This window comes from Robertmurraya beringensis (genome assembly GCF_042433785.1).
GTDB lineage: Bacteria > Bacillota > Bacilli > Bacillales > Cytobacillaceae > Robertmurraya_A > Robertmurraya_A beringensis.
The window spans coordinates 1-19,195 of sequence record NZ_JBHLUU010000007.1 but is presented as its reverse complement, the minus strand read 5'-3'; the positions used below and the strand labels follow the sequence as shown (position 1 = coordinate 19,195).

At 39.8% G+C, this 19,195-nt stretch carries 21 protein-coding genes and 1 rRNA gene; 16 read left to right on the top strand and 6 right to left on the bottom strand.

Annotation, left to right across the window (positions count from 1 at the left end; all coding sequences use genetic code 11):
• The first annotated feature begins 357 nt into the window (after window positions 1-357).
• Entirely contained in the window at window positions 358-1,338 is a 981-nt protein-coding gene (locus tag ACFFHF_RS01055) for an HD domain-containing protein (RefSeq protein ID WP_160549093.1), read from the top strand.
• Between the two features lie 355 nt (window positions 1,339-1,693).
• Here ACFFHF_RS01055 and ACFFHF_RS01050 read toward each other — a convergent pair whose 3' ends face one another.
• Entirely contained in the window at window positions 1,694-1,918 is a 225-nt protein-coding gene (locus ACFFHF_RS01050; RefSeq protein WP_119706724.1) for a DUF1128 domain-containing protein, read from the bottom strand.
• Window positions 1,919-2,063: 145 nt separating this feature from the next.
• Between ACFFHF_RS01050 and ACFFHF_RS01045 the strand changes: the two genes are divergently transcribed.
• From ACFFHF_RS01045 to ACFFHF_RS01035, 3 genes are read left to right on the top strand one after another with little or no spacing between them, the layout of a single operon-like run.
• Entirely contained in the window at window positions 2,064-2,549 is a 486-nt protein-coding gene (locus ACFFHF_RS01045) for a low molecular weight protein-tyrosine-phosphatase (protein WP_340902440.1), read from the top strand.
• A 1-nt stretch (window position 2,550) separates the two neighbouring features.
• Window positions 2,551-2,877, top strand: a complete 327-nt coding sequence (locus tag ACFFHF_RS01040) for a YtxH domain-containing protein (RefSeq protein WP_160549095.1) — start codon at window positions 2,551-2,553, stop codon at window positions 2,875-2,877.
• A 25-nt stretch (window positions 2,878-2,902) separates the two neighbouring features.
• Window positions 2,903-3,727, top strand: coding sequence for a YihY/virulence factor BrkB family protein (locus ACFFHF_RS01035; protein ID WP_160549096.1), 825 nt, complete (start codon window positions 2,903-2,905; stop codon window positions 3,725-3,727).
• 27 nt (window positions 3,728-3,754) lie between these two features.
• On the opposite strand, the gene ACFFHF_RS01030 is transcribed toward ACFFHF_RS01035, so the two are convergent.
• Both ACFFHF_RS01030 and ACFFHF_RS01025 read right to left on the bottom strand, forming a co-directional pair.
• Window positions 3,755-5,674 (bottom strand): heavy metal translocating P-type ATPase, encoded by a 1,920-nt coding sequence (locus tag ACFFHF_RS01030; RefSeq protein ID WP_340902443.1) that lies wholly within the window; start codon window positions 5,672-5,674, stop codon window positions 3,755-3,757.
• A gap of 250 nt (window positions 5,675-5,924) precedes the next feature.
• A complete protein-coding gene (locus tag ACFFHF_RS01025) occupies window positions 5,925-7,106 on the bottom strand; it encodes an MFS transporter (protein ID WP_340902445.1) in 1,182 nt (393 codons plus the stop codon).
• Between the two features lie 141 nt (window positions 7,107-7,247).
• On the opposite strand from ACFFHF_RS01025, the gene ACFFHF_RS01020 reads away from it, so the two are divergent.
• Window positions 7,248-7,634, top strand: a complete 387-nt coding sequence (locus ACFFHF_RS01020; protein WP_377057442.1) for an OsmC family protein — start codon at window positions 7,248-7,250, stop codon at window positions 7,632-7,634.
• Window positions 7,635-7,671: 37 nt separating this feature from the next.
• Here ACFFHF_RS01020 and ACFFHF_RS01015 read toward each other — a convergent pair whose 3' ends face one another.
• A complete protein-coding gene (locus ACFFHF_RS01015; protein WP_377057441.1) occupies window positions 7,672-8,085 on the bottom strand; it encodes a pyridoxamine 5'-phosphate oxidase family protein in 414 nt (137 codons plus the stop codon).
• A 91-nt stretch (window positions 8,086-8,176) separates the two neighbouring features.
• Here ACFFHF_RS01015 and cax point away from each other — a divergent pair, with 91 nt between their 5' ends.
• From cax to ACFFHF_RS01000, 3 genes are all read left to right on the top strand, one after another.
• On the top strand, window positions 8,177-9,235 hold the full coding sequence (cax, locus tag ACFFHF_RS01010; RefSeq protein WP_377057440.1) for a calcium/proton exchanger: 1,059 nt from the start codon (window positions 8,177-8,179) through the stop codon (window positions 9,233-9,235).
• A 366-nt stretch (window positions 9,236-9,601) separates the two neighbouring features.
• Window positions 9,602-10,204, top strand: coding sequence for a YczE/YyaS/YitT family protein (locus ACFFHF_RS01005; RefSeq protein WP_377057439.1), 603 nt, complete (start codon window positions 9,602-9,604; stop codon window positions 10,202-10,204).
• An 84-nt stretch (window positions 10,205-10,288) separates the two neighbouring features.
• Window positions 10,289-11,113 carry a YfkD famly protein gene (locus tag ACFFHF_RS01000; protein WP_377057438.1) on the top strand — a complete coding sequence of 275 codons (825 nt, stop codon included), beginning with the start codon at window positions 10,289-10,291 and terminating at the stop codon, window positions 11,111-11,113.
• Between the two features lie 53 nt (window positions 11,114-11,166).
• Here the strand turns inward: ACFFHF_RS01000 and yfkAB are convergent, their stop codons facing one another.
• On the bottom strand, window positions 11,167-12,351 hold the full coding sequence (gene yfkAB / locus ACFFHF_RS00995; RefSeq protein ID WP_377057437.1) for a radical SAM/CxCxxxxC motif protein YfkAB: 1,185 nt from the start codon (window positions 12,349-12,351) through the stop codon (window positions 11,167-11,169).
• 188 nt (window positions 12,352-12,539) lie between these two features.
• Here yfkAB and ACFFHF_RS00990 point away from each other — a divergent pair, with 188 nt between their 5' ends.
• Window positions 12,540-14,066: a recombinase family protein gene (locus ACFFHF_RS00990; RefSeq protein WP_377057436.1), complete on the top strand. Its 1,527-nt coding sequence runs from the start codon at window positions 12,540-12,542 to the stop codon at window positions 14,064-14,066.
• A 17-nt stretch (window positions 14,067-14,083) separates the two neighbouring features.
• Here the strand turns inward: ACFFHF_RS00990 and ACFFHF_RS00985 are convergent, their stop codons facing one another.
• Entirely contained in the window at window positions 14,084-14,266 is a 183-nt protein-coding gene (locus ACFFHF_RS00985; protein ID WP_340902451.1) for a hypothetical protein, read from the bottom strand.
• Between the two features lie 180 nt (window positions 14,267-14,446).
• Between ACFFHF_RS00985 and ACFFHF_RS00980 the strand changes: the two genes are divergently transcribed.
• The 7 genes from ACFFHF_RS00980 to ACFFHF_RS00950 form a co-directional block, all read left to right on the top strand.
• Complete coding sequence (locus ACFFHF_RS00980; RefSeq protein WP_119706735.1) at window positions 14,447-14,632, top strand: SE1561 family protein; 186 nt, start codon at window positions 14,447-14,449, stop codon at window positions 14,630-14,632.
• A gap of 93 nt (window positions 14,633-14,725) precedes the next feature.
• Window positions 14,726-14,911, top strand: a complete 186-nt coding sequence (locus ACFFHF_RS00975) for a DUF4083 family protein (RefSeq protein WP_377057435.1) — start codon at window positions 14,726-14,728, stop codon at window positions 14,909-14,911.
• Between the two features lie 5 nt (window positions 14,912-14,916).
• The gene (locus tag ACFFHF_RS00970; protein ID WP_160549107.1) at window positions 14,917-15,546 is read left to right on the top strand and encodes a hypothetical protein; all 630 of its coding nucleotides are present in this window, start codon (window positions 14,917-14,919) and stop codon (window positions 15,544-15,546) included.
• A 151-nt stretch (window positions 15,547-15,697) separates the two neighbouring features.
• Window positions 15,698-17,248, top strand: coding sequence for a fumarate hydratase (locus ACFFHF_RS00965; RefSeq protein ID WP_377057433.1), 1,551 nt, complete (start codon window positions 15,698-15,700; stop codon window positions 17,246-17,248).
• Window positions 17,249-17,304: 56 nt separating this feature from the next.
• Window positions 17,305-17,829 carry a chloramphenicol phosphotransferase CPT family protein gene (locus ACFFHF_RS00960; RefSeq protein WP_160549109.1) on the top strand — a complete coding sequence of 175 codons (525 nt, stop codon included), beginning with the start codon at window positions 17,305-17,307 and terminating at the stop codon, window positions 17,827-17,829.
• Window positions 17,830-17,894: 65 nt separating this feature from the next.
• Window positions 17,895-18,704 carry a delta-lactam-biosynthetic de-N-acetylase gene (pdaA, locus tag ACFFHF_RS00955; protein ID WP_160549110.1) on the top strand — a complete coding sequence of 270 codons (810 nt, stop codon included), beginning with the start codon at window positions 17,895-17,897 and terminating at the stop codon, window positions 18,702-18,704.
• A 362-nt stretch (window positions 18,705-19,066) separates the two neighbouring features.
• Window positions 19,067-19,195: ribosomal RNA gene (locus ACFFHF_RS00950) — 16S ribosomal RNA — on the top strand; the annotation flags it as partial.

The following is a 19,195-nucleotide window of genomic DNA, read 5'->3' as shown; positions in this document are numbered from 1 at the left end:
ATATGATCAAAAATAGGGAACAACACATAACTAGTGCTGTTCCCTTATTGTTTTAAAAACTTTTATTCCTCATCTTGTACTTCGCCATCGCCAATCTCATCTTCTCCTGGTGCGTCGTCACAAGCAACAACAGACGTAACTAGAAAACCAGCAAGTAAAATCATAAGAAGTTTACGTACCATTCGGACATTCCTCCTTTCGATGATAAAATCACTCAATCATATTATTTGAAGGGTCCATCCAAACTATTCCTCTATCAATCCTATAGATGAAATGAAACTTAGGAGTAAAGGACAATAGTAATGCTATCGAACAATTTGTATACTAAGGGTAATAATGATTGTAGAAGGAGTAAGCATGAGATTAATTCGAATTGATGAATATGAGCCACGTACCATGCAGTTGGCGAAACCGGTATTTGATCGGCAAAAAAGGGTGCTTCTTGCAGCCGGCCGCTCAATCCATCCATCCTACCTGAAAAAGTTAATCGATCTTGATATTCGATATTTATTTATAGAGGACGCAGAGTCATTCGGAATTTCGTTGGAGGAGATGCTCGATGTACCCACATGGGTGGATGCAGTAGATGTACTCCAAGCGGTTTATAAAGCGGTAGAGAAAAAGGAAGAACTTCCGATTAGACCCATTCAACAGCTCGCGATAAAGCTGGTGGAGGAAGTAAACAAAAGAAAGGCTATTCTTTTAATACCTGCCTCATCATTAGCGGAAGAGCTACGAGAATACGCCCATTCGGTTAATGTCACACTTCTTGCATTACAAATTGCGAAAAAATATCACATTTCCCAAATGCAAATTCGTGATTTAGCTGTCGGAGCCTTGGTTCATGACATAGGAAAAGTTCTAACTCCTCTGAAGGATGATCATCCAAGAGTAGGGTTTGAATATTTACGAAAGACGAGAGAAGTGAGTTTGCTCTCTGCTCATGTTGCTTATCAGCACCACGAGGCCTTTGATGGTAGTGGCGTACCTAGAGGGTTACGTGAAAAAGAAATACATGAATTTGCTCAAATCTGCAGCATTGCAAATTTTTACGAAAATGCATTATCTAAAAAGGGAATTCCTCCTCATGAGGTAATGGAGTATGTGATGACAAAGAGTGGAACGCTTTTTAGCACAGACTTGGTAAAGCTGTTTGTCCAAGAGGTACCACACTTTATTCCAGGAACGAAGGTCATTCTCAATAATGGGCGCCAAGCGATTGTCACGAAAGTGAGAGGTAATCTTCAAAGACCGTTCGTGCGATACTTAGATTCGAATGAAGAAGTTTCGTTAGGGGAAAATCACACATTATTAATCACGGAAGTGTTGGAACAGTAAAAAAGAGCCGGGGGTACAATGGCTGTTGTCCCCCCTCAATTCGGTATACAATGTATCTTACAAAAAAATAAGCAGAGATTTTTCCGTTAAACGGCAGAGTAGAGCTCTGTTCAGGGGATATAAGCGGAGATTTTCCGATTAAGCAAAGTAAAATCACCCATTTTGACGTTTTTTGAGCCAATAGGCGGAATCTTTCCGTCTATTCCTGCGTTTTTTAGTGCTATTTTCTAATTAAGAGAAATTTCTCCGCTTAATGATCAAACCTGCTGTTTCCCTCATCAATCAACCAAAAATAGATATAAAAAATGGCTCAGTATAGTAAACTGAGCCATCCAGCCGTTAAAAATATCGGCGATTATTGTTTTCTTAGATTCCCTAATTCCTCCGCTAATGCCTGCGTTTCACTTGGGCTAAACGAATCTCTCTTCATCACGAGGTCATAAATTTCTTTTAGCTCTTCATACATATTTTCATCAAAATGTGATGGTTTGATGGCACCTAAGTTTAATACCTTTAGCTTTTCCTTTATCTTTTCAATCATATATTCCACATTTTCTACTGATTTCTCAGACAAGTTCATCGTTCGTTCTCCCCTTTTTCTACAAGCTTGTAAAATTATCTTTCCATGTTCCCCTATAAAAGTCAAATGAATTTCGCCAACTTCCTTCCTGAAAGGTTGAAAAGCTTTTCCTTTTCCTACAAAATATAGAAAGGAGGGAAATATTATGGTTAAAGTTTTATTTGTATGCCTCGGGAATATTTGTCGTTCACCAATGGCAGAGGCGATGTTTCGTGATTTAGTGAAAAGGGAAGGATTAGAACATAAAATAACGGTTGACTCTGCGGGTACGGGAGATTGGCATCTTGGAAAGCCTCCTCATCAGGGAACACAGGATATATTAAGTCAGCATCAAATTAGTTTCGAGGGACAGGTGGCTAGACAAATTCTTGCTGCTGATCTAAACGAGTTTGACTATATTGTGGCCATGGACTCTCAAAATGAAAAAAATATACATAAGCTGAAATCTCTTCAGTCGAGTGTCAAAATTGTAAAACTGCTTGATTATGTTCCGGAAGCAGAAAAAGTGGATGTTCCAGATCCGTACTTTACTGGGAACTTTCAAGAAGTGTTTGATTTATTAAAGATCGGCTGTGAACGTTTATTAAAAGAAATTCAAACGAATGAGAATGCAAGCTGGGAGGGAAAATGAGATGAGTGGAACAAAAAAGTTTTGGACAGGTGTTCTTTGGGGAGCTCTTGCCGGAGGGGCAATCACTTTACTCGACCGTGACACCAGACAGGCTGTTGTACAAGGTTGTAAAAAGACAAGTGGAGAGCTATCCTATTATATCAAGCATCCAGATGAAGTGGTCGAACAGGTGAAGGATGCAACCACCAAAATTCGTTCAACCGTTGAGCAAGTAAGTGGAGATATTTCATTCATTGCAGACAAGGTCGAGGAACTTCGCGAAGTAACACCAGCTGTAAAGGGGATTGTGAAGGAAACAAAAGAGGTTTTCCAAAACGAAGAAGAATAGTTCAGCGTAAAGAAGGGGGAATGGAATGGTTATTGATCTGAGATTTCTTACCTTACTTACAAAAAGAGTATTGCAGGATGATGTATTTGGACTAGCTGCACAGCTAGCCTACTTCTTTCTGCTTTCTTTATTTCCATTGCTCATATTTTTAGCGACGTTGATTTCGTTTTTACCCATTTCTCAACCAGAGCTCTTAGGTTTTGTGGAAGATTTTGCTCCAACGGAAACCTTTACTCTGATTGAAACCAACTTAAACGACCTTATGGAAAAAAGGAATGGCGGCTTGCTGTCTTTCGGGATCATTGCCACCATTTGGTCAGCATCCAATGGTATTAACGCCATTGTTCGGGCATTTAACCATGCATACGATGTCAAAGAGAGCCGTTCTTTTTTTGTCGCAAGGGGCATGTCGATCTTATTAACCTTTGCAATGATTTTTGTCTTTATTGTCGCCTTGTTGCTACCTGTTTTCGGAAAACAAATCGGCATCTTCTTATTTTCTTCATTTGGTTTATCAGATGAATTTTTGTCCATTTGGAATGCGCTTCGATGGGTGGTTAGTTCACTCATTTTGTTTACGGTATTTGTCGGTTTGTACTGGATCGCGCCAAATAAAAAATTCAAGTGTGTCCGTGCGGTACCTGGAGCTATTTTTGCCACCATCGGTTGGGCACTCGTTTCACTGGCTTTTTCTTACTATGTAAGTAATTTCGGTAATTACTCGGCAACTTATGGAAGCATCGGAGCCATCATTGTATTGATGATTTGGTTTTACATGTCAGGAATTATTATGATTATTGGTGGAGAGATTAACGCACTATATAGCAAAATAAAGGATGAAGCATGCTAAAAAGCCGGGGATGAACCCCGGCTCTTTCTATGACTTTAATAAACGTAGGCTGTTTAAAATCACAAGAATGGTACTACCTTCATGTCCGATGACCCCAAACGGAAGGTCTAAAAATTGGAGGAAGTTTGAAGCAATTAACAACATGATGACAGTGATAGAAAAAATGACATTTTGTTTGATAATTCGATTCATTCTTTGTGATAGTGTAATGGCTTCGGCAATACGAGGAAGGTCATTCTTCATTAACACGATATCAGCTGTTTCAAGTGCTACATCTGATCCTTCACCCATGGCTATCCCCACATTGGCTGTTGCTAAAGCAGGAGCATCATTGATTCCATCTCCAACCATTGCAACGGTACCGAACCGCTTTCGAATTTCTTTTAGTTTTTCCACCTTTGTTTCTGGCAGGCATTCGGCGACGTATTCATCCACATGACTTTCGCCAGCGATCGCTTCAGCCGTTTTTTCACTATCACCCGTTAGCATGATCGTATATATCCCTTTTGCTTTTAACAAATCAATGGCCGCTTTTGTTTCCTCACGTACCACATCCTTTAATGCAATAAGAGCAACAAGCGTTTCATTTTGCTTCACAAAAACAATCGTTTTCCCTTCAGATGCAAGCTGTTTGGCTATCCCATTAGAAAAGCTTTCTGCCTCCATCTTGCCAACAAAGTCAGCTTTCCCAATTTTCCAATCCAGTCCGTCAAGACTTGCTCTCACCCCATACCCTGATACATCTTCAATACTCTCCGGATGAGCTAGCGTAGACCCTGTTTCTTTTTTTACATAAGTAACAATCGCTTGAGCTAGTGGATGATTCGAATGATTCTCTATGGATGCGACTGCTTGTAAAAGGGGCTGTCTTTCCAACTCTTCGACCACAATGATATCCGTTACCTCAGGTTTCCCTTTTGTAAGGGTCCCGGTTTTATCAAAGGCAATAGCCTGTAAGTGGCTAAGGTTTTCTAGATGAACTCCGCCTTTAAAAAGGATGCCGTGCTTCGCACCATTGGAAATGGCAGATAAGGTTGCCGGCATAATTGACGCCACTAACGCACAAGGGGAGGCAACCACAAGTAAAATCATCGCCCGATAAAAGGTTTCCGTCCAACTCCAGCCAAGGGCAAAATGTGGCACAAACATCATAAGTACAACGATAGCAAGAACTGATTTTACATAAGTTCCTTCAAATTTCTCAATGAAAAGTTGAGAAGGTGATTTTTCACTTTGTGCGGATTGAACCAATTGAATGATCTTTTGAAATAGAGTGTCGCTACTTGGTTTGGTGATCTCTACGGTAAGAGATCCATTTACATTCACCGTACCAGCAAATACTTCTTCCCCGATTCCTTTACTTACTGGAAGTGATTCCCCTGTAATCGCCGCTTCATCTAAGTTCGATTGGCCTTTAATAATTTTTCCGTCTGAAGGGACGCGTTCACCAGGTTTGACTAAAATATGATCGCCAATACGAAGCTCGCTTACATGGACCGTTGCCTCATGATTCCCGCGGATAAGGAGTGCCTCTTCCGGCTGAAGCTCCATTAGTGCAGAGATCTCCTTATGGCTCTTGTTCATAGTGTACGTCTCAAGTGCTCCACTCATTGCAAAAATAAAGATTAGAATGGCCCCCTCAGTCCAATAACCGATAATCGCCGAACCGATCGCAGCAAAGATCATCAGCATTTCTACGTTCAATTCCTTATCTGCGATCGTATCTTCTATTCCTTCCTTGGCTTTAGCAAATCCACCGATCACAAAAGCAAACAGAAAGGCAATAATAGATGTGGTCGACCAATCGATTTTTTCTAATGTCCAACCAACCGCAATGAGAACCCCACTCGTAATGGCAGCGATTAATTCCGCATGCGGCTTTACTTTTTCAAAAAAGCTTTCATTTACTTCAATAGGTCTCTCTATAGCCTTTAATTCTGTATTCATATTCTCTCCTCCATTCGTCTAATTGAGAAAAATAATCAAAGTCATTACCCCTAAAAAACACGAAAGCTGTCATCTAATGATGACAGCAGTATTGCTTAGGTTATATTTTATTACGTTCATCATACCATATATTTTATGAGTTCAGAAGGGATTTGCTCAATATATTTTTCTTCCTTAGATGGGTAGAGGATATACCACTTTACATACATTGTAATAGTTTTAATTTTAAAATAAGTAAAAGGTTAGAGGATCACGCACTATTTTCACTCGCTAAGTTTACCTTCATCCGTTTCCCAAACACAACGATCACAAGGAAGATGGAAAAAAGAAGGGTGCTTACGATATGGAAAAAGCTGATTTGATCAAAGGCTTGAATGATGACTCCACCAATCGAAGGGCCTGTTAAGCTTCCAAGGCTAAAGGCGATTCCGCAAAGCAAATTTCCTGTAGGCAATAGATTTTTCGGCATAATATCCGTCATAAACGCTATTCCTAGCGAAAATGTGGAACCAACCACCATACCGGCTGATAGGAAGCAAATAAATAAACCAAGAAATGAATCTTCTAAAAAGCTCGCTGCAGAGAAGCTCGTAAATCCAAGAAACAAAATGACAATCAACACTTTCCGGCGTCCAAAGCGGTCACTAATGATTCCGAGCGGCAGCTGTGTAATAATCCCACCCACTGCGAAGGAAGTTAGCAAGATCGACACTTCTGACACTTCAATACCAGATCTGAGGGCATATACCGGGAAAATTCCATTCAAGGATGATTCTAAAAATCCATACGCAAGCGGTGGTAAAAATGCGACCCAACCGTATTTTAGAGCTTGCCCAAAACGTTTGCCTGTGTCTTTAAAGCCACCGAGCCCTTCATCATTGTCAGGATATTCATTTTTTAATGCAAAAATAAACACCCAACCGACGAGACACATGGCTGATGAGATGATAAATGGAAGGGAGGGACTAATGTTAACAAGCGGTGTCATCAGTGGTCCAACCGCAAATCCGATCCCAAAAAACAATCCGTACAAAGAAAGATTTCTTCCCCTTGTTGCTTCTGGAGAAGAAGAAGTGATCCAGGTTTGTGTGGCAAAGTGAAGGGCGTGGTCACCTATCCCAATGAAAAAGCGAAGCAAAAGCCAAAACCAAAAGTTTTGCCACAAAGGAAAAAGGGCCAGGGCAACGACCACCAACAATCCTCCGAATAAAATAATGTTTTTATATCCAAATTTTCGAAGCGGCTGCTCCATAAAAGGTGAAGCTAGAAGAATTCCTATATATAAAGCAGTAGCATTCATTCCGTTCATTCCAGAACTGATTCCGCTTTTTTCAAAAATAACCGCGACTAACGGCAGCAGCATTCCTTGACTAAAGCCTGAGATCGCTACAATGCTGACAAGGATCCAGAAAGCCTGTTTACTATTTTTCATGTGTGGTTTCTCCTTCATTTTTCTTCTCCCATCATACAAGAATATTTCGGAGGTTGAAACAAAATTTTACGATGAAGTTCTTTTTAAAAATGGAAAAATAGTGTAATCTCATCTGTATGAAAATCATATCGAGGTGAGAAAATGGAATTTCATATGAAGGATGTCGGGTTTTACACAGAAACACCATATGGAAGATTAGATGTGGCAGGAGATGAAGCTTACGGTTTCCGCCCTTATCAGCTATTAGTGGCTTCGGTTGCGGTCTGCAGTGGGGGAGTTCTACGCAAAGTGCTTGAGAAGATGCGCATGACGATTGAAGATATACACATTGCTACAGATGTGGAAAGAAACAAAGAGGAAGCCGATCGAGTGCAAGTAATCAAAGTTCACTTTACGATTAAAGGTGTGAACCTTGACGAAAAGAAAATCCATAAGGCCATGGAGCTAACACGGAAAAATTGTTCGATGGTTCAATCCGTAATTGGAAAAATTGATATCATTGAAACGTTTGAAATTGCTTCAAAATGATAATAAAAGGGAGGGGCAGAGTTTTCTGCCCCTCGTTTTACATGGTTAGCTCTTCTGGCTCACTGCCTGCTTTTTCAAAATAAAGGATTCTTTCTGGCTTAAAAGCTAATAATACGTAATTCGGATCATCTGAGCCAGACATCCATTCAGCTAACGAGTCGTCCCAAAATCTTTTCCGAAGGTCCGGTGAATCCTCAACGGAGGCGGTCGCTTCCATTTCACAATAATGACTGGTAAAGCTTCCGGCTTCGAGACCAAGTAAAATATGAACATTTGGATTGGAATTCATGTCATCGAGCTTATGTGTATCTTTGTGAGTGGCTGCATATAATGTCAACCCATCGTGGAAATAGAGCATAAATCGGCTAAATGGTTTCCCATCTTGAATCGTAGCAAGCGTTCCAATCGCGTGATTATCAAACATATGTAGTACTTTATCTTTTACATTCATGATGATCTCTCCTTTTAAGAAGCTACCTATAATCTGTCTCGTTATCGAGTTTTTATGACTGATAAATTTTACATGGAAGAAGGAAGGCAGTATGGCAAATAAAGTGTTCTTGATATTGGTCCTAGTTGGTGTACCGTTATCTGTTATTGGCACCATGATGCACTGGTCGAGTATTATCATGTTCATCATCTACTGTTTAACGATTATTGCGTTATCTAGTTTTATGGGGAGAGCGACCGAAAGCTTGGCTATTGTTACCGGTCCTCGAGTGGGGGGCTTATTGAATGCGACCTTTGGCAATGCGGTGGAGCTCATTATTTCTGTATTTGCGTTAAAAGCAGGATTAACGGGTGTGGTGCTTGCCTCATTAACCGGTTCTGTACTAGGGAACCTTTTGTTGGTGGCAGGACTTTCGTTTTTTGTTGGGGGACTAAAATACAAAAGACAAACCTTTAATGTGTTTGATGCAAGGCATAATTCGGGATTATTAATGTTTGCCGTGATTGTAGCATTTGTGATACCCGAGGTATTTTCAATGACTATGGAACAAACGGAAAAAATGTCCTTGAGCGTTGGAATCTCCGTGATATTAATTCTTTTATACTTGGCTGCTTTATTTTTTAAACTGGTTACTCACCGTGGGGTCTATCAAACCTCTCATGAAGGGGAAGAGCATGAAGAAGAGGTACCAGAATGGGGAAGAAACAAAGCAATTGGAGTTTTATTTATTGCCACACTCGCTGTCGCTTATGTTTCTGAAAATCTCGTTCATACCTTTGAAGTGGTCGGAGAAACCTTTGGGTGGACCGAGCTTTTCATCGGGGTTATTATTGTGGCCATAGTTGGAAATGCTGCCGAGCACGCATCAGCGGTGATTATGGCTTATAAAAACAAGATGGATATCGCGGTAGAAATTGCGGTGGGTTCGACGCTGCAAATTGCGATGTTCGTTGCACCTGCACTCGTGTTAGTGTCGTTATTTTTCCCAACACCGATGCCATTAGTGTTTACGATTCAGGAGCTGATTGCGATGGCGTCCGCTGTGTTATTGTCGATCATCATCGCAAACGACGGAGAATCCAACTGGTTTGAAGGAGCGACATTGCTAGCTGCCTATTTTATTATGGGGATTGGATTTTACTTATTATAAAGGCAACGAAAAAAGCTATTATAAACGCCAAAAAAGACTCTGTATCAAGAAACGGTACAGAGTCTTTTTTTTATTTTTTTAAGTAATATTTACATTTCCAAGAATATGTTGGACAAGGTCGGAATAAAAAGATACAGACGCCTGTTTTCTAGTTTATCAACTCCCTCTCTATGATAATGGTTTCGTTAAAGAAGAGACGAATAACAAGATAAACTACAAACCTCCTTTAAAAAAGTGTTAAGCGTATGCTCTGCTATCCTCCTTTATTAAGAATGTAAGCTAATTATAGCTGATAAAAGTATTTATGTAAATATTCAGAACATTACAATATTGTTACAATTTGGCGAAAGGGGGCTTATTTACTCGTTGTTTATACATCGATTATTGTTCTATGTTGGTGGACTGGCTATTTTGACTTTAGGTGCTTCTCTGACCATAAAAGCGGATCTTGGTGCTGGCCCTTGGGACTCGCTCAATGTTGGATTGACTCATTTGCTTGGGCTCACAGTAGGTGGTTGGTCCATTATTATTGGTCTACTGTTAATCTTCTTGAATGCCCTAATTAAGAAGACAATGCCCGAAGTGTCCTGTGCCATAACGGTTGCTATTAGTGGAATTTTTATCGATGGGTGGCTATTATTCGTGTTTAATGCCTTTCATCCAGTTGGATTTTATCCTAAGCTAATCAGCCTTAGCTCAGGAATCTTACTCATTTCATTAGGGATAGCTACGTATATTCAGGCTAGATGGCCACTGAGCCCCATTGATGATTTTATGATTGCCTTGAAGGAGAGATATAAGATTACTCTTGGAACAGCCAAAACGATAGGTGAGGTCCTTGCCTTATGCTTTGCCATTCTTCTTCATGGTCCGATTGGTTTGGGCACCTTTGCTGTGGCACTTGGTCTTGGGCCGTTTATTGCTTTTTTTAGCTTGATGTGGGAAAGAGTGTTAATTAAGAAATGGTAGAAATTTTTGGCAAATGGATAATTTGATGGAACTCCGAAAAAACTAATATCAAATCTATGAGTTAGCTGAAAGGAGTTCCACTACATGAGAAAGTTATTGTATGCGCTAGTCGTTGGCTTTCTTTTCTCGCTCTTATCTTTTTCCACCATACACGCTGAAAAACCAGCTGCATCTGAAGCAAAAAAGGAAAAGCAACAACAGGTTCAAGTTCCAAACTCAGTACTAAACATTACAAAAGAAAATACATATCCTAACCCAACGCAGGATATGCCGACCTTGCAACCTAGTGAACTAACTAAGGATTTAATCCAATCTTCTAAAGTGAAAATTGAAAACCCAGAATTGATTCGCATGTTAAATGAAACGACTGTGAACAGTACACCGTTTGCTGTCGGTTACCGTGCAATCATTTACTTAGGGCAGTGGCCGTTAAATTATGAATCAAGCGAAACGGCACCGAACTGGGAATATCAAAAAATTAATACGAATTATGTAGACAATCGTGGTGGAAACACAAACTACCAAATGCATTATGTACAAGAAATGCAGAAAATTGTACGTGGTGGCTTAACTTCAAAGGTGGCTAATGCAGAGGATGTAAAGAAAATGATGCTATTAAAGGCTGCTGAAAAAACAGGTCTCCCTCTGGCATTTGAGACCGTCGTAGGTGGAGGAACAAAGAAGGATCAGGTATACAATGTACCGCCGAAACGCCTTGGTTACCTGTATGGATACGCACCAGCTGTGAATGAAAAAGGAAAGGTCACTTACGGTGAAGTGTATATCATGCTTAAAGGCAGCAAAAAAATGATTGTAGTGAAAAACGTAACGTCGCAAGGAATTGGCGCTTGGATTCCGGTTCAGGACCATATGGCATTTGGATTCATCGCACCAGATAAGCCGAGATAAGACGGAGCATATAAAGGGTCGATCACTAAACTTGGTGATCGACCCATTTATTTTTAAATAAGAGCTTTACGTGTAGAAAAATCAATGCCTTTATAATAACTGTTTTTCACTAACACATTCGGTCCAAGGCAGCGAGCGGCTGGGCAATGGCAACTTAAGCTTTTTGCCAAATCCGTTTCAAGCCATTTATTAAAAATGCCAGGTAACTCATCGGTTTGGATATTTCCAAGTGGTGGAGTATCACCGAAATCCGTTACGATGACATCCCCTGTGAAAATATTTATATTCAGTCGTGAACGACCATCGGGATCATTGCGGACAGTTACGTTTTTGGCACGATAAAGCTTTTGTAAGAGAGCTTGATCTTCTTCGCTTGTGTTACACGCATAGAATGGTAACGTTCCGAACAGCATCCATACATTTTCGTTTCGGAAGTCAAGTAATCTTTGAATCGCTTGGCGAATTTCGTCTAGCCCGAGAACTTCTAGATTTGATGCAAAGTCAGAAGGATACATAGGGTGTAATGAATCTTGCAACTGATTTGATGCTGTCATACTAACATATCCACTGTCATACATAGGGTGAATTTCATGCCTTTGGCATCCCATCTCCTCAACTACCTGCTTATGAATTTTTTCTAAGTGAGGTACTGTTTTGCTGTTTAGCATTGTCTCAGCAGATACAAAAACTCCCATATCAGATAAAGCCTTAGAGTTAGTTATCATCCTGTCAAACAATGCTTTTCTTTGTTCTCTAGTTGGCTTTCTTTCCATCATGGCAAAGCCTGTATCTATAAACTCATCCTTTGTTACCCAATTATGAGAGATATGTAATACATCTATATAAGGTGCTATGAGCTTATATCTGTCTAAATCTAATGTCAGGTTAGAGTTTATCTGAGTGTATATACCTCTCTCATCAGCATATTTCAATAAAGGTAATACATAGTTTTCTACTGACTTTAAGGAAAGCATAGGCTCTCCTCCTGTAATGCTCATTGTCCTCAGAGTAGGGATCTCATCTAATCTTTGCAGTAATAGCTCTAAAGGAAGTGCTTTAGCATCTTTATTAGTAAGGGTATGTCCTACAGCACAATGTCTACATCTCATATTGCAGAGATGAGTGGTAGTAAATTCTATACTGGATAGAGCTGGTTTACCATACTGCTCTACATCTAGATAAGCCTCCCAAGCATCATTTTTAATACTGATTTTGGGTTTGGTTACTTGTTTATTCATCTTAAAAACTCCTATCTTATTAATACCTAATTATTATGAGCAGTTTGTAGTACATATGTCAATGGAAGCAAAATACTCTTAAACTTGCAATGTAATAAATCTTGCAACCTCACAAAAACTTTATATAATAAGTAATAGACTAATCAATATGCTTACAGTTTTAAAGATATAGAGAGGAGATATTGCTAATGGCAACAGTACAAAAAAAATTAGTAGCTATCTATGTCAGAAAGTCAAGGCTCAAGGATGCAGACTCTATGGAGATAAGTAGACAGTTAGAGCTACTTACTGACTATGCAGAAAAGAATAACATGGAGTATGAGGTATTTTCTGAGGAAGGTAGCTCTGAGGACTGGAATAGACCTGAGTTTCAAAGGATGCTCATGGAGCTGAGAAGAAATATTTATGATGGAGTCCTTTGTACAGATCAGGACAGGATAACAAGAGACAGGACAGATTTTGGACTCTTTGTAAGGTTTATGAAAGCAGAGGCTTTACAGCTCTATACATTAAATAAGACTTATAACTTTATGAATGATGAGGATATTTTTGTAACAGGTATCCAGTCAGAGATGGATAACCATTTTATGAGGATGACAAAGAGAAAGCTTAGGAGAGGAAGAATACAGGCTATTAAGAAAGGAGTATATTTTGGCATAGCTCCATATGGCTATACAAAAGATGAGCATAAGCATCTCCTCCCTCATCCTACTGAGGCTAAGATTGTAGATGATATTTATAGAATGTATGTACAGGAAGGGCTTAATCAGGCTGAGATTTGTGAGCAGTTGACTCTTAGAGGGATTAAAACAAGGTCAGGAAAAGATTTTACTCCAAGAGCTACCTCCCTTATCCTGTCTAATGTAGCTTATAGAGGTGTAGTACATTATGAGCTAGAGGGAGAGGATGTTATCCATGTAGAAGAGGCTCATCCTGCTTTAGTGGATGCAGATACTTACAAAAAAGCTCAGGAGATTAGAGCAGGTAGGAGGACTATACCTCAGCAGTCTCAGAGAGGTGTATACACTTTATCTAAGCTCCTTGTATGCCCTAACTGTGGGCAGACTTTATCTTTCTGTAATAAGTATGTTAGAAAGTCAGCTAGAAGGGCTTTAGATAAATCTCAGAGAGAACTGTATTTGCTTAACTGCTTTAGCTCTAAGTCTCAGAGGGCTAAGCAGGAATTTAAGGGAGAAAGATGTAAAAACAATGCTACAAAAGCCTCTAGAGTTGAGGAGGCTGTATTTAATGAGCTAAGACAGCATCTTACAGACCTAGACAGGAGGATTGAAGCTATTATAGCAGGAGATAACACTTTCCTTAGTAATGTATCAAGAAAACAGCATGAGCTGACTCTGCAATATAACAAGCTAAATGAGCAAAAGAAAAGGGTACAGGTTGGCTTTAAGGAAGGTATCTATGACCAGGATGAGTCTGCTGAGGAGATTAAAGCAATTAAAGAGCAACAGCTAAAGATTGAGGAAGAGTTAAAGGGCTTAGAGGGAGCTGATGCTAAGTCTGAGGTAGATAAGCATAAGAAAGCTAAAGCTAAAATAGAGATGCTCCTTTCTATGGATACAGATGCTAATCCTGTAAAAGCTAATAAACTACTCCTTGATGTAATAGACAAAGTTTACTACTGGAAAGAGCAGTCTGACAGAGATGGAAAGACAAAACCCTTTGAGATTAAGGTTGTATATAAAGATTGGGATTGAGTAGGATGCTATGTGGACTAACCATAAATCCTTTTTTTCTTCTTTTGAAAAATAAAACATCCCTTAACTGATGCATCAGAATTATGTTGGTTATTAACTAACTCAGGTCTAAACAATAGTCTTGTTGTATCAGTTTCTCTAAGAATAATGTCTTCTCCAATCCCAGAATCACTAGAAGTTGTTTGAATTGAAATGCTCATCTCTTTTCCCCTTTTCAGCCTACTTTTATCAAGATCATCCTTTGCTATTATCAATTTGTATGATGAATCTGTCAATCCATGTTCAACTTCTTTGAAAAATGGGGAAAATAGAAGCAAACAGCCTTGAAAGTTAGAAGGAATTTCTGTAGGATGAAAAACGAGTGAAAGGAGCGAGTCAAATTGGGTAACAAAGTAAGCGATAAAAATTCACAGGTTACATTTTTAAAACAACGACTAAATATGTTTATTGAAGTATTGGATGCGATTGAACCAGAAAATACCGAGCTGGAAGATATCGATCGTCTGATTGAAATGATTGACGATTTAGAATCAAAATGCCGAGAATTTAATAACCGTGATCAATAAATGATAAAGTGTAGCTAAGTGTAGCTGCACTTTTTTCTATGATGAAACTTATGTTTGATATATTCGTACATATATATAGAAAGGATGTGGAGAATGTTGAATATGGGAGATTTGTTATTTCAGATATTATCCATGCTATTAATGGTCGGGTTTGTTACGGTATTTATTTACATACTTGTGAGCTATTTAAACCGCTCGAAGAAACCATCATCTTCAGCGATGGAAGAAAAACTTGACCGTATTATCGAATTGCTCGAACAGGAGAGAAAGAGGGAATAACTTATATGTTAACTAGAAGTCAGTTTTCGATCATATTAGGGTTTGCCATCGTACTTGGTGTGATTGCCGCATTGGTTGATATTCCATTTTGGATATTAATTGTGGTGATTTTATTGATTACTATGGCAGTGAGCTATTTGCCCATCATGATGAACCTATATCTTACAGACGATATGAAAAAGGTTGAGAGGTTTTTAGAAGCTAGACTGAATCAGCCCATTTTTCACTTTTATTATGCGTTAGCAAAAGAGGATGACTTTCAGGTAGAAAAAGCACTTCGAGATGTGCGTGAAAAATATAAAAAAGGTCATTATTATACGATTTATTCTGTTACCTATGCTGCATACAAAGGAACGTTAGTGGAGAAAAGAGACTCTATTGCTCAGATCAAACAGCCAGCATTAAGAGTGTATTATGAAGGGCTGTTAGCGATTGAGGAGGGAGAGCTAGATCGTGCCTCGCAACTCGCTAGTGAGCAAAAAAAACCTTGGATGAAAGAAGCAATATTAGCCGACGTTGCAGGCAGACGTGGGGAGAGTGATCTCGAGATCAAGCATCAGCAAGAAGCCCTTCGCCTGACGCATGGACTTCAGAGGTATTTGTTGGTGAAGAAATATGGAGTGGGGCGGCCGTGAATGTCACGGCCTTTTTCTATATTTCAAGGAGCGGATGGAACAAATGGCCGAAACCCTTTTCATCAAATCGCGATAGGAGTATAATATGTGATGGGGAAATGTTGAAAAATTCATACTTATTTTTTAGATACATGGGGAAGGGGAACCAGTCATGAATATCGAGAAGTTTCAGGAAAGTATGTATCAACTCATCGTAGAAACATCAACAAAGCTACCAAAGGATGTTCGACGTGCCATTCGTGCGGCGAAGGAAAAAGAGAGCTCAGGTACACGCTCAGCGATGAGCTTAGCAACGATTACAAATAATATTAAGATGGCAGACGACAATGTGTCGCCAATCTGTCAGGATACAGGGCTACCAACGTTTAAAATTAAAACGCCTGTTGGAGCCAACCAAATCGTGATGAAAAAAGCGATTAAAGAAGCAATTGCTCAAGCAACTAAAGACGGAAAACTTCGTCCAAACTCAGTTGACTCTCTTACGGGTGATAACAGTGGAGACAATCTAGGAGAAGGTACCCCTGTTATTAAGTTCGAACAATGGGAAAAGGATTATATCGACGTGCGCCTCATCTTAAAGGGTGGCGGTTGTGAAAATAAAAATATTCAATACAGCCTTCCAGCAGAGCTAGAAGGACTTGGTCGTGCTGGACGAGATCTAGATGGCATTCGTAAATGTATCATGCATTCAGTATACCAAGCACAAGGACAAGGCTGTAGTGCTGGTTTTATCGGTGTCGGTATCGGGGGAGACCGAACATCTGGTTATGAGCTAGCAAAAGAGCAACTATTCCGTTCAGTAGATGATGTGAATCCTAACGAAGATCTTCGAAAATTAGAAGAGTACGTGATGGATCACGCTAATGAATTGGGAATTGGTACGATGGGCTTTGGTGGGGAAACAACTCTCCTTGGTTGTAAAGTAGGTGTCATAAACCGTATCCCTGCGAGCTTCTTCGTATCAGTAGCTTATAACTGTTGGGCATATCGCCGTTTAGGAGTAGAGGTGAATCCAGAAACAGGTGAGATCAACAGCTGGATGTATCAAGAAGGAGAGAACGTAGATTTTGCTGCGGAACAAGAAGCACAGGCACAAACAGCTGCATCTCAAGAAACAGAGAATCGCGTGGTTACCCTTGAAGCCCCTATCACAGAAGAGCAAATTCGTGAACTTCAAGTAGGGGATGTTGTTAAAATTAATGGCATGATGTACACGGGGCGTGATGCCATCCATAAATATTTGTCTGACCATGATGCACCGATTAGCCTTGATGGACAAATCATTTACCACTGTGGACCGGTTATGCTAAAGGATGAAGAAGGCAAATGGCATGTAAAAGCGGCTGGACCAACAACCAGTATTCGTGAGGAGCCATACCAAGGAGATATCATGAAGAGATTTGGTATCCGTGCGGTTATTGGAAAAGGCGGAATGGGTTTGAAAACTCTAGCTGCATTAAAAGAACACGGTGGTGTGTACTTGAATGCAATCGGGGGAGCAGCCCAATACTATGCAGATTGTATAAAATCGGTTGAAGGTGTAGACCTGATGCAATTTGGAATTCCAGAAGCGATGTGGCATTTAAAAGTAGAAGGGTTTACAGCAGTCGTGACAATGGATTCTCATGGGAATAGCTTACATCAAGATGTGGAAAAATCATCTTTAGAAAAACTGGCTAAATTCAAAGAACGAGTCTTTTAATATAAAATCGTCGAGTGCTGAAGTAGCACTCGATTTTTTACATAACGGAGGAGAAAATGAAGGGGAATATTATCTTTTTAAATGGTGTATCAAGTGCAGGGAAAAGCACTTTGTCAAAGGAAATCGTGAAGTTTCTTCCTAACTATTTTCATTTTAGTGTGGATGACTTCGATACGATTATCGAAAGGATGGAAGAACGCGGGACAGATCGTCTAATTCCTGTCCCGACAGAAACGTTTTTCCACCGGTCGATTGCCATGTTTTCCGATCAAGGCATTCATCTCATAATCGACCATGTGCTGCACGATCAAGAAACGATAACAGATGCCTATCATACATTGAAAGACTATCCCATCTATTTTGTAGGTGTTCATTGTCCTGTGGAGGAACTGGAAAGAAGAGAATTGGCACGTGGCGATCGAAGAATTGGACAAGCAAGACTACAGCTTCAGTTTGTTCACCAACAGAAGGAAGCCTATGATATTGAAGTGGATACTTTTAATAATGGTACGGAGGCGAGTGCTAAAGCAATTGCCGAATTTATTTTAGCTAACGAAGCTTCACTCGGTTTTTCTAAATAACATGAATGATTTTCTCTCTAATTACGGACAATAAGGAAAACTTGTACTGTGAGAGGGGACTACAGATGAAAAAGCTGTTAGCCATCCTTTTTTCCTTATTGCTTAGCTTTTCGACCATCGTCTCAGCAAGTGTCTCCAATGCTCCGATTCACTGGGGCTTTAAAAAATCTTCAAATGAAGAACCGGTCGAAGCCGGAAAAGAGTATGATGAGCTGTTAGAGAAGTACGGAGCCTTTTATAAAGGTGATCCAAAGAAAAAGGTCATATTCCTAACATTTGATAATGGCTATGAAAATGGGTACACAGCCAAAGTGCTTGATGTGCTGAAAAAAGAGAAAGTGCCTGCCGCCTTTTTCATAACGGGTCATTACTTAGAAAGTGCCTCTGACCTTGTGAAGCGGATGGCGGATGAAGGTCATATTGTTGGCAATCATTCGTATTATCACCCAGATATGACGACCGTAAGCGACGAAAGATTTTATAGAGAGCTTGAAAAAGTTCGTGCAGGTACCGAAGAAATAACCGGTGTTAGGCATATGGTATACCTTCGCCCACCTCGAGGGGTGTTTAGTGAACGCACCCTATTGAAGGCAAAGGAAATGGGCTACACCCACGTTTTCTGGTCTCTCGCCTTTGTTGACTGGTACCGCGACGACCAAAAGGGCTGGCAGTATTCCTATAATAATGTGATGAAGCAGATTCATCCGGGAGCAGTATTGCTATTGCATACAGTATCTAAGGACAATGCGGATGCGCTAGAAACAATCATTAAGGATTTAAAAAAGAAAGGTTATACTTTTAAAAGTTTGGATGAGTACACTCGTGGTGAGGCAATGAAGGATCCGATCTTTAAGATTCGGAAACGAAATAAATGAAAAATTGTGAAGCGGATATCTATGATGTCCGCTTTTCCTCTGGTGATTAAATTTAAAAAAAGTTATTGTGTTCTATCTGAGAATTATGTAAGATATACTTCTGCTTCAAAATCTGAAGTCTTTATTAAAATTAATTTAAAAACAGAAGTTGACTTCTGCGAATCAAGATGATATAGTATTACATGTAGCCGACAACAACGACTTGAAATTAACTTCTGAAAAAGTTTTTCGTAGAAGTTGACAACGGTGAAAAGATATTGTAAGATAATCAAGTGCTTAATTGAACCTTGAAAACTGAACAAGACAACAACAAACGTCAACGTTAATTCTAAGTTTTAACTTTTAAGAGCTAATCTTACTCTTCATTGGAGAGTTTGATCCTGGCTCAGGACGAACGCTGGCGGCGTGCCTAATACATGCAAGTCGAGCGAATCTTTGGGAGCTTGCTCCCAAAGATTAGCGGCGGACGGGTGAGTAACACGTGGGCAACC